This is a genomic window from Leucobacter triazinivorans, from assembly GCF_004208635.1.
Lineage (GTDB): Bacteria > Actinomycetota > Actinomycetes > Actinomycetales > Microbacteriaceae > Leucobacter > Leucobacter triazinivorans.
The window spans coordinates 726,254-740,347 of the sequence record NZ_CP035806.1 but is presented as its reverse complement, the minus strand read 5'-3'; the positions used below and the strand labels follow the sequence as shown (position 1 = coordinate 740,347).

General features: G+C 69.3%; 8 protein-coding genes. 5 read left to right on the top strand and 3 right to left on the bottom strand.

All coding sequences use genetic code 11. The annotated features are described in order from the left end of the window. Positions 1 to 100 precede the first annotated feature (100 nt). From EVS81_RS03375 to mfd, 3 genes are all read left to right on the top strand, one after another. Positions 101 to 688: a 50S ribosomal protein L25/general stress protein Ctc gene (locus tag EVS81_RS03375; protein WP_130109134.1), complete on the top strand. Its 588-nt coding sequence runs from the start codon at positions 101 to 103 to the stop codon at positions 686 to 688. 71 nt (positions 689 to 759) lie between these two features. Continuing rightward, positions 760 to 1,392, top strand: a complete 633-nt coding sequence (gene pth / locus EVS81_RS03370) for an aminoacyl-tRNA hydrolase (RefSeq protein ID WP_130109133.1) — start codon at positions 760 to 762, stop codon at positions 1,390 to 1,392. A gap of 98 nt (positions 1,393 to 1,490) precedes the next feature. After that, positions 1,491 to 5,249 (top strand): transcription-repair coupling factor, encoded by a 3,759-nt coding sequence (mfd, locus tag EVS81_RS03365; protein ID WP_420813276.1) that lies wholly within the window; start codon positions 1,491 to 1,493, stop codon positions 5,247 to 5,249. A 70-nt stretch (positions 5,250 to 5,319) separates the two neighbouring features. Here mfd and EVS81_RS03360 read toward each other — a convergent pair whose 3' ends face one another. After that, positions 5,320 to 5,856 (bottom strand): hypothetical protein, encoded by a 537-nt coding sequence (locus EVS81_RS03360; RefSeq protein ID WP_130109131.1) that lies wholly within the window; start codon positions 5,854 to 5,856, stop codon positions 5,320 to 5,322. Positions 5,857 to 6,019: 163 nt separating this feature from the next. Between EVS81_RS03360 and EVS81_RS03355 the strand changes: the two genes are divergently transcribed. Continuing rightward, entirely contained in the window at positions 6,020 to 6,775 is a 756-nt protein-coding gene (locus tag EVS81_RS03355; protein WP_130109130.1) for a MazG nucleotide pyrophosphohydrolase domain-containing protein, read from the top strand. Positions 6,776 to 6,810: 35 nt separating this feature from the next. Here the strand turns inward: EVS81_RS03355 and EVS81_RS03350 are convergent, their stop codons facing one another. Together EVS81_RS03350 and EVS81_RS03345 are read right to left on the bottom strand one after the other, a co-directional pair. Next, positions 6,811 to 10,122: a DUF7927 domain-containing protein gene (locus EVS81_RS03350; protein WP_130109129.1), complete on the bottom strand. Its 3,312-nt coding sequence runs from the start codon at positions 10,120 to 10,122 to the stop codon at positions 6,811 to 6,813. Between the two features lie 946 nt (positions 10,123 to 11,068). After that, a complete protein-coding gene (locus EVS81_RS03345) occupies positions 11,069 to 11,929 on the bottom strand; it encodes a LuxR C-terminal-related transcriptional regulator (RefSeq protein ID WP_130109128.1) in 861 nt (286 codons plus the stop codon). 107 nt (positions 11,930 to 12,036) lie between these two features. On the opposite strand from EVS81_RS03345, the gene EVS81_RS03340 reads away from it, so the two are divergent. Further along, positions 12,037 to 14,013, top strand: a complete 1,977-nt coding sequence (locus tag EVS81_RS03340; protein WP_130109127.1) for an AMP-binding protein — start codon at positions 12,037 to 12,039, stop codon at positions 14,011 to 14,013. Positions 14,014 to 14,094: the final 81 nt, after the last annotated feature.

Below are 14,094 nucleotides of genomic sequence, written 5' to 3'. Positions count from 1 at the left end.
CTCAGCGGGCCATCTTGCTGCGTTGCAACGCAAGTGCGAGACACCAATCCTGGCGGCACGGCCGCCCTCATTGGGCGAGAGCCCGCAAGGAGAGAACACTATGAGCGAGACCAATCAGCTGGTCGCCACCGCCCGCGAGAGCTTCGGCAAGGGCGCTGCCCGCAAGCTGCGCGCCGTCGGCCAGACCCCGGCGGTCGTCTACGGCCACGGCACCGATCCCGTGCACGTCTCGGTCGAGACCCACCCGCTGAGCCTCATCATCCGTCACGCCAACGCCATCATCGAGCTCGACATCGCGGGCCGCAAGGAGCTCGTGCTCGTCAAGGACGTGCAGAAGGATCCCGTGCGCCAGGTCATCGAGCACGTCGACCTGCTCGTCGTCAAGAAGGGCGAGACCGTCGAGGTCGAGGTTCCCGTGCACGTTGTCGGCGAGTCCTTCGCCGGCACCAACGCGCTGCAGGAGCTCAACACGATCCACCTCAGCGTTCCCGCCACCGACATCCCCGAGCACGTCGAGGTGAGCGTTGAGGGCCTCGAGGAGGGCGCGCACATCGTCACCGGCGACATCGAGCTGCCGAAGGGTGCGAGCCTGCTCGGAGACGCCGATCTGCTCGTCGTCAACGTCGTCGTGCCGCGCGGTGCGGCATCTGACGAGGAGGAGACCGCGGGGGACGCGGCCGCCGAGTAATCGTTCGCGGTTTCGGGCCCGTGGAGCAGCGTCTGCTCGACGGGCCCGTTCGCGTTCTGGGAGGATGAGCGATGTTCTGGCGCAAGCGCAGGCGCAGGAGTACGGAGGAGCACGTGTCCGGTGACAGCTGGCTGATCGTCGGCCTGGGGAATCCCGGAGCCAAGTACGAGGCGACGCGGCACAACGTGGGGCAGATGGCGCTCGACGTGCTCGCCGAGCGACTCGGCGCGAGCTTCTCATCGCACCGCACGGGTTCGCGCATCGCGGATGGCCGCTTGCGCCCGGGCGGCCCGAAGCTCATCCTCGCGAAGTCGAACGGATACATGAACACCTCCGGCGGACCCGTCTCGTCGCTCTCGAAGTACTTCGACGTGCCGCCGAATCGCATCGTCGTCATCCATGACGAACTCGATCTGCCCTTCGACAGCGTCAAGCTGAAGCAGGGCGGCGGGCACGGGGGGCACAACGGCCTGCGCGACATCGCCAAGGCGCTCGGAACCCCCGATTTCCTGCGCGTGCGCGTCGGCATCGGCCGGCCTCCGGGGCAGCAGGATCCCGCAGACTACGTGCTGCGGCCGTTCGCGACGGCCGAGCGCGGTGCGCTCCCCGTGCTGCTCGAGGATGCGGCCGACGCAGCCGAGTCGATCGTCGACGAGGGGCTGCTCGCGGCTCAGCAGCGTTTCCACGGGCGGGCCGCGAAGTGACGCTGAGCGGGATCGAACGCCTGCTCGAGGCGTCTCCGTCGTTCGCCCGGGCGCTCGACGCGAGCGGCTCCGACGCCGAGTTCTCGGTCGCCGAGGGCCTGCGGGCTCCGCTCATCGCGGGACTGGTGCGTCGGCGCCGTGAGGCGGGGGATCGCGGCGCGCTGCTGGTGATCGCCGCCACGAGCCGGGAGGCCGATGCGCTGCGCTCGGCGCTCGGCTCGCTCCTGCCAGAGGCGCAGACCGCCGAGTTCCCCGCCTGGGAGACGCTGCCGCACGAGCGCCTGAGCCCGAGCGCCGAGACCGTCGGGCGCCGGGCGGCGGCTCTGCGCGTGCTGCGCGAGCACGACGGATCCCGCCCGATGATTCTCGTGGCCTCGGTGCGGGCAGCCCTGCAGCCGGTGTCACCGCACGCGGCGCAGGCGGAGCCGCTCGTGCTGCGCGCCGGTGAGACCCCCGCCGTCGTCCTGCGGCCGCGCAGCGGATCGCAGGATCTCACCGACTCCAACGTGGATCCTGCGCACTGCGACTCGCTTCGCTCGCGCAGCATGACCGGCTTCGCCGCGCGCAGGATGACGACCATCGGCCTCGACGCAGTCGCGCGCGAACTGGTGCTGCGCGCCTATACCCGAGTGGACATGGTGACGCGCCGCGGCGAGTTCGCGGTGCGCGGCGGCATCCTCGACGTCTTCCCGCCCGAGGCGTCCCAGGCCGTCCGCGTGGACTTCTTCGGCGATGAGGTCGACCAGATCCGGCGCTTTGCGGTCTCGGATCAGCGCAGCGCCGGGGATCCCATCGACGCGCTCGAGTTGTGGCCCGCGCGCGAGCTGCTGCTCACCGACGAGGTGCGCGAGCGCGCGGCGGAGCTGTTGCCGCGCTACCCGGCGCTGTCCTCGTTGCTCGAGAAGATGAGCCAGGGGATTCCCGTCGAGGGCATGGAGAGTCTGCTGCCCCAACTCGTGCCGGGACTTCGTCCGCTCACCGCGCTGCTGCCCGACGGGGGAGCGGTGCTCGTGGCGTCGCCCGAGCGCGTGGCCGGGCGCGCCGTGAGCCTGGCCGAGACGAACCGGGAGTTCCTCGAGGCCGCCTGGAGCGCGGCGACGGCCGGCGCGGATGCGCCCGTGCCGACCGACGACAGCGGAATGCTCTCGGTCTCGGAACTGCGGGTCGCGTCGCACGGGCGGCCCTGGTGGACGGTCTCCACCTTCGTCAGCGGCGCCGATGACGCCGCTTCGCCGGTTGAGCAGAGCGCAGCGGAGGCGACACCCGAGTCCACGGATGGTCTCGACTCGCTGCGCCCGCTCAACCAGCGGGACGGAGCCATGGATCCTGCGACTGCGCGCAGGATGACGGACGCAGGTGACCCCCTCGCCGTCGAGGTGGCAGGCGGGCACTTCCCGCGCCCGGCGAGTGGTGCGGATGCCACGCAGTCGGCGATCCGCCTCTTCTCGGAGCGCCTGCGCGAGGGATGGCACGCGATCGTCAGCGCCCAGGGCGTCGGCCTGGTGGAGCGCGCCCGCGACGTGCTCGCGGAAGCGGGCGCCGCGGCGCGCATGGTGGAGCAACTCCCCGAACGGCTCGAGGACGGCGTCGTCTACCTCGTGGCGGGCACCGCGTGGTCGGGATTCGAGAGCACCGAGGCGAAGCTGCTGCTCGCCACGGAGGCCGAGTTCTTCGGCCGCTCGGCGGGATCGCAGGCGGCGAGCGGCCAGAAGCTCGCGAAGCGGCGCGGCAAGAACGTGGTGGATCCCCTGAAGCTCGTCGCGGGAGACTATGTGGTGCACGAGACGCACGGCATCGGTCAGTTCGTCGAGCTGACGCAGCGCATGGTGCCGACCGGTATCGGCAGGGACGCGACGAAGGCGCTGCGCGAGTACCTGGTGCTCGAGTACGCGTCGACCAAGCGCGGCATGCCCAAGGACAAGCTGTACGTGCCGACCGACCAGCTGGACCAGCTGTCGCGCTACGTCGGCGGCGAGGCGCCCGCCCTCTCCAAGATGGGCGGCAGCGACTGGGCCAATGCCAAGAAGAAGGCGCGCAAGGCGGTGCGAGACATCGCCGTTGAGCTGGTGAAGCTCTATTCGGCGCGTGTCGCCTCGAAGGGGCACCCCTTCTCGCCGGACACCCCCTGGCAGCACGAACTGGAGGAGGCGTTCCCCTACGCCGAGACGCTCGACCAGCTCACCACGATCGACGAGGTGAAGCGCGACATGGAGCGGGCGATTCCCATGGACCGGCTCATCGCCGGCGACGTGGGCTTCGGCAAGACCGAGGTGGCCGTGCGGGCGGCGTTCAAGGCGGTGCAGGACGGCAAGCAGGTCGCGATGCTGGTGCCCACCACACTGCTCGTGAATCAGCACCTCGAGACCTTCCAGGATCGCTTCGCCGGGTTTCCCGTGCGCCTGCGCGCGCTCAGCCGCTTCCAGAGCGACAAGGAGGCGAATGACACGATCGAGGGGCTCGCCGCCGGCACGGTCGACGTCGTCATCGGTACGCATCGGCTGCTCTCGGACAGCATCATCTACAAGGATCTCGGGCTGCTCATCATCGATGAGGAGCAGCGCTTCGGCGTGGAGCACAAGGACTCGCTGAAGAAGCTCAAGACCAACGTCGACATCCTCGCGATGAGCGCGACCCCGATCCCGCGCACGCTCGAAATGGCGGTGACGGGCATCCGGGAGATGTCGACGCTCGCGACGCCGCCCGAGGACCGGCACCCGATCCTCACCTTCGTCGGCCCGCGCAGCGACAAGCAGATCACGGCTGCGATCCGCCGCGAGATGCTGCGGGAGGGGCAAGTCTTCTTCGTGCACAACCGGGTGCAGTCGATCGGACGGGTCGCCGCGCACATCGCGGAGCTCGTACCCGAGGCGCGCGTGGCCGTGGCGCACGGGCGACTGAGCGAGCACCAGCTCGAGCAGGTCGTGCAGGACTTCTGGGAGCGCAAGTTCGACGTGCTGGTCTCGACCACCATCGTCGAGACCGGTCTCGACATCGCCAATGCGAACACGATCATCATCGACGGCGCCGACAAGTACGGTCTGAGCCAGCTGCACCAGTTGCGCGGCCGGGTGGGGCGCAGCCGCGAGCGTGCCTACGCCTACTTCCTCTACGACCCCGAGAAGCCGCTCACCGAGCACGCGCACGAGCGTCTCGAGACCCTGGCCGCCAACAACGAGCTCGGATCGGGCATGCAGGTGGCGCTCAAGGACCTCGAGCTGCGCGGTGCCGGCAACCTGCTGGGCGGCGAGCAGTCGGGCCATATCGCGGGGGTGGGGTTCGATCTGTACCTGCGCATGATCGGCGAGGCGGTGAACACCTTCAAGGGCGAGGAATCGACCGGTCCGGTCGAGCTGGTGCTCGAGCTGCCCGTCGACGCGCACATTCCCGAGGAGTACGTCGAGAGCGAGCGCCTGCGACTCGAGGCCTACCAGAAGTTCTCGGCGGCCTCGCACCCGCATGCGCCCGACGACCACGTATCGCTCGTGCTCGAGGAGCTGGCCGACCGCTACGGCGAGCCCCCGGCCGAGGTGCAGCGCCTGGCGGCGGTGTCGGCGCTGCGCCGGCGAGCCGCGAAGCTGGGGCTGTCGAAGGTCGTCGCGGCGGGGCCCGCACTGCGCATCGAACCCGTCAAGATGCTCGACTCTCGGCGCATGCGGATGAACCGCATGTACCCGGGTGCTCGGTACACGGAGGCCACCGGCGCGCTGCAGATCCCGCTGCCCGGCGGCACGGCATCGTCGCGCAGTCCGCTGGCCGGGGTGGGGCAGAAGCGCGTGGGCGACGAGAGCGACATCGTCGCCTGGACCGGTCGTGTGCTCGCAACGCTGCTCGAGGAGGACGCGGGAACGGGATCCTGACCCGTGCGCGCAAACGGGCCCCGGACTCGATGAGTCCGGGGCCCGTCCGACTTCGAGCGGAGCGACGCGACTAGTTCGCGTTGCAGAGCTCGCCGAGCTGGGCGCTCGCGTCGGTGAGCGACTCGGTCTTGCCCTGGATCTGCGTCTGCAGCTCCTCGGCCTGCTGCTGCAGCTCGGTGCTCTTCGCCTGGAGCTCCTCGATCTTCGCCATCGCATCGGGGTCGCTCGGATCGAGGTCGGACATCTCCGAGAGTTCCTGGAAGCCCGAGAGATCGACCTGCTCGATCACCTCGGCGAACGAGTTGTACTCGGACACGAAGGTATCGAGGGCGCCCGAGACCTCCTCGTTGGTGACCTTCTTCTGCGTCTCGCTCAGGGCGTCCTTGATGGGCTGGAAGATCGCACCGAAATCGACGTCTTCGCCCTGCAGCGCCCCCTGCAGCGCCTGCTGCGTGTCTGCCTGCGACTGCGTCACGACCTCCGTCATGGTCTCCTCGGCGATCGTGCACGCCTCGGCGACGCTCTGCCCGCCGGAGCACGATGCCAGCGCAAGCGCCAGACCTGCCGCGGCGACGACGGCGCCGGTGCGCCGAGTGATCGAGTTCATAGTGAGTTCCTTCCCCCTCTACTGCCGGCACCCAAGCAGGCGCCCAGGGAAGTCTACAGATTCGAGCGCAGGGATTCGAACCGCGCCCGCTGCCACGCTGGCGCTCTCGCCGGAGCGCGGGCGGCGACCCGGCCGCGAGCCGCGGCTCGATAGGCTGGAACGCATGGACAGCGCGAGCGACGATGCCGAAAACCCTCCGACCGAGCTGCACGCGGAGGGGGCTGAGGATCGGACCGCTGCAGCGCTGGCGCGGGTGGTGGAGACCGTGCGCACCATGGTGCAGCCGGGAGGCTGCGCCTGGCACGAGGCCCAGACCCACGAGTCGCTGACGCGCTTCCTGGTCGAGGAGACCGCCGAGTTCATCGACGCGATCGAGCGCGATCTGCCGGCGGGGGAGACGCGCGACGAGCTCGGCGACGTGCTCTATCAGGTGCTGTTCCACGCGGCCATCGCCGAGCGCGACGGCGAGGGCTACGACCTGGCCGCCGTGGCCGACGCCCTGAACGAGAAGCTCATCGCACGGCACCCGCACGTCTTCGGCGACCGCGGGTATCTGTCGGTCGACGAGCTGCATGCGGAGTGGGAGCGGCTCAAGGAGGACGCCGCGGGGGAGGACCGCGGATCCCGCAGCCCGCTCGACGGCATTCCCGCGGGCATGCCCTCGCTCGCCCGCGCGGCCAAGGTTGTCGACCGGCTGCGGCGCGCGGGGCTCATCAACCCGTCGGCGGCCGAACGCTCGCACGAGGATCCGCTCGCAGCGGTGATCGGCCCCGACGAGCAGCGTCTTGCGGAGTTCGGCATCGGTGACGCGATGCTCGCGCTCGTCACCCGGGCGAACGCGGCGGACGTCGATCCGGATCGCGCCCTGCGTCTCGCGGTGGACCGCCTCTCGGCCCGCGTGCTGCACGGCGAGAGCTGAGCGTGTTCGTCGCGGGTGGGTGTTGGGGTGTGGGGTCAGAGGTGGGTGAGGGTGCGGCGTCTGGTGGTGAGGGTGCGTATGAGGAGCGCGCCGCCTGCTGCGCAGAGGAGTGCTGCTGCCCATTGCACGAGAGCGGATCCTGCGCCGCCGGCTACGGGGAATACGAGGTTGGGGACGTCTCGTACGGTGACCTGCGGGACTTTCCCTGCGGGGCCGGCGTCGATCTCGCCGATCGTGATGGTGCCGTCGGCGATGTCGGTGGTGTTGAAGGACACGGTTCCGGTGGTGGTCACGGTCAGTTTCAGGGGTGCTGCCAGCAGGCTGAATCCTTCGGGGGCTGTGTGTTCGATGAGTGCGTATTCTCCGGGGAGCAGTCCGGTGACGAGGAACTGGGTGGCGGTGCCGGGGGCTCCTGCGCCGGCGGCGACGCCGTCGATCGGGGTGATGTCTACCCCTGCGGCGGGGGTCGGGGAGATGTTTCCGCCGGTGACGGGGTAGATCCGCCAGTCGGATCCGGGCATCGCCACCCAGCACGACGTGTCGGGGGGTGGGCAGTCGCCGGACTCGCCGACTTTGTCGATGTGGAAGGTTGCTGTCGGGGCGCGTGTTTCTGCCAGGTCGGCTTGGTCGGCGTCTTCTTGGACGGTCTCGTTGGGTTCGATGTCGGTGAGCGGACGCTGGGTGTCGTACGGGTTGGTCGGGTTGCTGACCGTGACGGCGTTGCGGTAGGTGGGGCCGTGGGGTGCGGCGGCCTGCGCGATCACCGTGGTGACGCGGGCGGTTTTCGTTTCGCCCGGATCGAGGGTGCCCACTTTCCAGGTCGTGCCCGTGGCGGTGGTTCCCGCGGGCAGTGCCTGCCATACCGCGTTCCCGGGTTCCAGGCCCGTATCGGGGGTGTCTGCGACCTGCACCTGGTAGGCGGGTTTGGTGTCGTCACCGTTGCGGACATCGATCTGCCACGTGATCGTGTCACCGGCACCCCACCCGGTGGCCGACACGAACTGCTTGTCGACCTGCAGCACCGTGTCTCCTTCTGCGTCCACGGGGTGCTCGGTCGCGCAGGCCTGGGCTGTGGCGCATCCGTGGCTGGTCACCTGGTTGCGCAGCATCAGATCCCCGTTGTGCGTCCCTCCGAGGAGGGTGGCGCGGTCTGTGACCGTCACCGAGTACGTGATCGTCAGTTTCTGTCCCGGCCCCCAGTTCGGTGCGGCACCGGTCACCCACGACAGTTTCCCGGTCGCCGCATCGAACGACACCGCCCCCATCATCGGTGTCACCGGTACGCCGCCCAGGCTGGCCTGGGCGTCGTTGTTGTAGCTCGCATCATCGAGCACACCGGTCAGGTCGTCGATCACCGTGGGCGCCAACTGTTTGGGGTCGAGGTACGCGTTCGTGGTGTTCTCCACCTCGACCGTGTACGTCACGGTCTCGCCCGCCCGCAGAATACCGCCACTGCCGGGCACAGCCGACTTCGTCACCGAATACGCGGGGAGCTTCACCTCCCGCGACGCACTAAACCTGGTGACCGCCCAATCATCGATGTACCGATTGTCACCCCATGGCGCTTTCCCGTTGACGTGATAACCGTCCCCGCAAGCCCAGCCGTGCACCCCGCCCGGGACCGCACTGTTCGCGCCCGACGCGCCGCTCTTCAAGACCGGCGGCAGACACGTCGGAATGCGATCGGCGGAGCCCAGGGCGCTGTCGTCCCAGTACAGCGTCGCATCGTTGGCCTCGGGCCCGTTCAGCTTCGTCACCGTGATGCCGTATCTCGACTCAGCATCGTGGAGCGTGAAGTGCACCTCGCCGCTCCCCTCCAGCAGCACCGACGCATTGACGCTGCTCGTGGTGGGCAGGGGCTGCCCGCCCGCGGTGGTGCCGGCCCACGGCACCACGGTCGTGTCGCCCTCGATCGCGAACTCCTGCTCACCGTCGGCGGCCTCGCCGTACACGCCGTTGCCGTTCAGGTCGAGCTGCAGAGTGGCGTTGCCGATGTAGTTGCGCGTTCTCACCGTGAACGCGCCGGCACGCGGAGTCGCCGACGCCGGCGCCGTCGACGCGTACGAGACATCGTCGATCGTCGGCGTCGCGAGCGGCGGCAGCACATAGTGCGTCTTATTGGCGTGATCGGTAGCAGCAGCCGGCAGACTCGCCGACGGCGGTTCGAAGAAGATGTGATACGGCACACCGCACGACGGATCGTAGCCCGAGTAGTCCGCATCGCTCTGGTCGATGCTGCGGTGCGCGGAGACGCAGGTGCCCTTCTTCACCACCCCGAACTGATTGGAACGGAACTGCGAAGACCAACCGTGATACGTGGTGTAGTCGGTTCTGTAGCGATTCCCGTACGGGCCGACGTACCAAAAACTGACGTCCTCGGTGCTCTGCTGGAACATGAAGTACGTGTCGGTCCACACACGTCCGGGCTGGTCCGCCGACGCGTCCTGCACCGTGATGTCCCACTTGAACCCGTCCTGGTAGCTCCCGCTATGTTCGGTGAACTTGATCGTCCACACCCCAGCCTGGGCGCTCGTGTAATCGAGCCGCTGGCAGGCCGTGTTCACCGCCGCGTTCCTCGGGATCGTGCACGTCCAGCTGCCCCCACCCGGGGGCAGGATCTCGACCTTCGCATACTCGCCGGCCATTGGGGAGGTACTAGGCACACGAAACTGGAGCGTCACGTCGACGTTCTCGCCCGCGCCCGCATAGGCGTACAAAGTCACCGGCAAGTCGATCATCGAGTTGCCTGGAGGCCCGGTCCGTGCGCCGATTCCGTCTTCGAGGAGGAACGGCTCACCGGTCTCGTGCGTCGGATCATCGTCGCCCGCGGCCTCGGGGTCCCCAGCCTCGGGGTCCTCAGCCTCGGCCTCGGCCTCAGTGTTCTCCCCTTCGGGGTCGGCGCTCTCCGCGTCGGGGTCGGTGTTCTCAGTGTCGGTGTTCTCAGTGACGGGGTACATTGCCGTCGCTTCTGCCGACGGCAACCGCCCCACCGTTCCCGCAGCGTCGGTGAAACGGTCGGCGAGCGGCACACCGTCCGGCCCGTCACCCTCGAACACCGCCGACGCGGTCACCGCGACCGTGCGCCCCACGCTCTGCACCGGGGTCGTGAACGTCGCCGCCGCAGTCGCCCCGACCGCAAGCTCCCCGAACGACGGAAACGAAACCCCCTCGAGCGGGGCAGCATCTGCCGTGAGCGTGACCACACGAACATCACTGAGCACAACATTGCCCATATTCGTGGCGACCGCACGCCACGTGAGCTCCTCCGGCACCGGCCCCGCACCCACCGCAGCCGGATCAGCCGCCCAATCGGCATCATCATCAGGATCACAGGCCGTACCCGACACGCAGGCCTCCAACGTCACCCCCAACCCCGGATCCACCACGAACACCCGCACCCCATCCCCACCATCCGCAGCAGCCCCGGCCGCCTCATCAGCCCCAGCCGCCTCATCAACCCCCGCAGACGCCTCATCAGCCCCCGCAGACGCACCCTCGAACCGCAACGGAGTCGGACCACCATCAGTATTCACACGCACCGCATCGGCCTCACGGATCCGCCACCGCGTATTCCCGACCCCCGCCTCCGACACCTCCTGCCCAAGCACCGACAACGCCCCACCGAGACCAGGATCAGGCACCCCACGCACCTCCGGAGCACCCACCACCCCACCCGACTCATCCCCCGCAGCACCCCACACCGCAGCACTCCCCGTGACCGTATCCCCCTGAAGCACACTGATCAGCCGCTCAGGAAGCTCCTCCCCAGTCATCGCCCCACCAGCCGCCGAGAGATCCCCCGCGTACTCCACACCCCACGCATACTCCACCGCCCCCGACGTCCCCGGCACCCCCGCAGGCGACGTCACCGCACCACTCACCGCGAGATCCGCAGACGACCACGTCCGAGGCACCTCGGCCCCATCCGCCGCACGCGACAACACCCCCACCTGCATTCCCGGCAACACCCCCACCAACAACGCCCCCGCAGCACCCGCCGACACCACACTCAACAACACCGACGTCGCGCTCCGCTTCCCCCGCACACCCCGCACACCCCGAGACGCACAACGAGTCTTCTCCGCACGCAAATCATCCATAATGACTCGCACGCTACACACGCACCCACCACCCCCACCGGCAAACAACACCGAATGAGCAACCCCCACCCCACAAACCAGTACACCCGCACCACAACACCACCGCACCGCCCCAAACCACACGAGGGCCGAGAGCGAAACGCACGGCGTAGGACGACGCAGGGGGATCCTCGGAGAAGACGACGAGGCGGCCTCAGAGGATGAGCCCGCGCATGCGCGCGGCGGACACGGCCGCGTGGCGCGTCGACACCCCGAGCTTCGACATGGTGGTCTGCATGTAGCTCTTCACCGTGCTCTCGGTGAGGCCGAGCGCCGCCCCGATCTGCGCGTTCGTGCGGCCGAGTGCCGCGTGGGAGAGCACGTCGATCTCGCGCCGCGAGAGCGCGACCGCGGGCGCGTCCGCCGACGCCACCCGGGGGAGCGGCCCGCCGATTCCGGCCAGCCGCTGCTCGAGCGTCGAGAGTCGTGCGCGCAGGGCGGGATCCGCGACCTCCGCCATGATGCTGCGCAACTCGGCGTGGCTGCCGCGCAGGTTTTCCAGCAGGGGAGCGGGGGTCTCGACCTGCGGCGCGCGTTCGCGGGCTGCGGCGATGCGGCGCTCGACCTCGTCCTGCACGCGGATCTCCTGCCCGAGCTCGCGGGCGACCGCGGCCCCGGCGTGCACGAACGACGCCCCGGGCACCGAGCCGCCGCGCGTGCCGCCGTAGAGCACGGCCCGCACCGCGCCGCCGACCAGCACCGGCATCGCGAAGAGCGAGACGATGCCCTCCGTGCCGATCTCGGCGTCGTAGTCGTGAGTGATGTGCCGGGAGCGGGCGTAGTCGGTCGTGAGGCGGGGGCGGCACTCGCTCATCGCTCGTCCGCCGAGACCGCGGCTGCGCTCGACGCGCAGGCCCTGCAGGCTGAGCGTGCGGTGCCCGGCGAGCGCGGTGATGGTGGAGATGCCGCCCGACTCGAAGCCGCCGAAGGCGAGCGGGAAGCGAGTGGCGCGCGCGAACTCCTCGACCGCGTCGTCGAGTGCGCGTCGGGCCGATGCGTCGGTGAGTGGCGTCATTGTTACTCCCAACTTTCGGAGGTGTTACATGCTAACCCGATTACCTAGCATCGGGAACGTTCACCGCAACGATGCGGTAAACGCACACGATTTCACAGGAGAAACAAGTGATTGCACCCGAACTACAGGAGTCCGGCGGCGAGTACCGTGTCATCGCGCAGCGCAGTCGAGACGACCGCGAGGGATTCTGGCTGGAGGCCGCGGCGCGGATCGACTGGAGTGTTCCGCCGAGCGCCGCGCTCGAGGAACGGAGCGAAACGGAGTGGCGGTGGTTCCCCGGCGGGCGGACGAACGTCTGCGCGAACGCGCTCGATCGGCACGTGGCGGCCGGTCGCGGTGACGACACCGCGCTGATCTACGACTCCGCGATGACCGGCACCCGTGCGCGATTCAGCTACGCTGAGCTGCGGGATCGCGTCGCCCGCTTCGCGGGCGCCCTGCGGGCCGTCGGCGTCGCGGCCGGCGATCGGGTGCTGATCTACTGCCCGATGACCCCGGAGGCCGTGATCGCGATGCTGGCCTGCGCCCGCATCGGCGCGATCCACTCCGTCGTCTTCGGCGGCTTCGCGGCGAACGAGCTCGCCGTGCGCATCCAGGACGCGAAGCCGAGAGCGGTGGTGACCTCCTCCGGCGGGATCGAGCCGAACCGCACCGTCGCCTACCTGCCGCTCGTGCGCAGCGCGCTCGACATCTGCGGGGGCGGTGCGTCGAGCGTGGAGACCGTGATCGTGCACGACCGCGAGGCGGTGCCCGGATCGGCGGCCGACTACGCCGAAGACCGCGAGATCGCGTGGCACGACTGGGCGTCGCTCGAGGCCGATGCCGCGCTCGCCGACCCCGTGCCGATGCGCTCCGAGGATCCGCTGTACATCCTCTACACCTCCGGCACGACCGGCAGCCCGAAGGGCGTCGTGCGCGACAGCGGCGGCTACGCGGTGGCCCTCTCGTGGGCCATGCGCAACATCTACGACTTCGGGCCCGGCGACACGATCTTCACCGCCTCCGACGTCGGCTGGGTCGTGGGCCACTCCTTCATCGTGTACGGCCCGCTGCTCGCCGGTGGCACGACCGTGCTCTACGAGGGCAAACCGGTCGGCACGCCAGACGCGGGCGCCTTCTGGCGCGTGCTCTCGGAGTATCGGGCCAAGATCCTCTCGACGGCGCCCACCGCGCTGCGCGCCATCCGGCGGGAGGATCCCGAGCTCGATGCGCTCGCGGGGTACGACCTCTCGTCGCTGCGCGCCGTCTACCTCGCCGGCGAGCGCATGGATCCCGAGACCTGGCACTGGGTGAACGACGGGCTGCGCGTGCCCGTGGTGGACCACTGGTGGCAGACCGAGACGGGCTGGCCCATCTGCGCGAACCCGCTCGGCATCGAGACACTGCCGGCGAAGGCCGGATCCACCTCGCTGCCCATGCCCGGGTTCGACGTGCGCGTCGTGGATTCGACGGGACGCGACATCACCGCGCCGGGCGTCGAGGGGAACATCGCGATCCGCCTGCCGCTGCCGCCCGGCGCGCTGCTCGAGATCTGGGGCAGCCGACAGCGCTTCGTCGACTCCTACCTCTCGGCGTTCCCCGGTTACTACGCCACCGGCGACGCCGGCCACTTCGACGAGGACGGTTACCTGTTCGTCATGGGGCGCACGGACGACGTGATCAACGTGGCGGGGCACCGTCTATCGACGGGACAGCTGGAGGAGGTGCTCACGGCCCACCCCGCCGTCGCCGAGTGCGCGGTGATCGGCGTGCACGACGACCTCAAGGGCCAGCGGGCCGCGGGCTTCGTCACGCTGAAGCACGGCGAGACCGTGGTGCGCGAGGAACTCGCCGGGCAACTCGTGCGGCTGGTGCGCGAACGCATCGGTCCGGTCGCCGCCTTCCGCGACGTGACGATCGTCGACCGCCTTCCGAAGACCCGCTCGGGCAAGATCCTGCGCAAGACCATGCGCCAGATCGTCGACGGCGAGCCCTATACGGTGCCTGCGACGATCGAGGATCCCGGTGTCGTCGACGCGCTGATCGAGGCCCTCGCCGCCACTGTTTCGGCGCCCGCGACGCAGACGGTGGCCGTGCCGCGCTGACGCGCGCCCGGCCGGCAGCGCTGATCGAGCGAGGCGGAGCCGAGCCGAAATCTCATTCCCCGAAATTCCCCATGAGGCAAG

Coding starts and splice junctions, on each gene's coding strand:
- EVS81_RS03375 (WP_130109134.1), top strand. CDS start 101: ATGAGCGAGACCAATCAGCTGGTCGCCACCGCCCGCGAGAGCTTCGGC.
- pth (WP_130109133.1), top strand. CDS start 760: ATGTTCTGGCGCAAGCGCAGGCGCAGGAGTACGGAGGAGCACGTGTCC.
- EVS81_RS03360 (WP_130109131.1), bottom strand. CDS start 5,856: ATGAACTCGATCACTCGGCGCACCGGCGCCGTCGTCGCCGCGGCAGGT.
- EVS81_RS03355 (WP_130109130.1), top strand. CDS start 6,020: ATGGACAGCGCGAGCGACGATGCCGAAAACCCTCCGACCGAGCTGCAC.
- EVS81_RS03345 (WP_130109128.1), bottom strand. CDS start 11,929: ATGACGCCACTCACCGACGCATCGGCCCGACGCGCACTCGACGACGCG.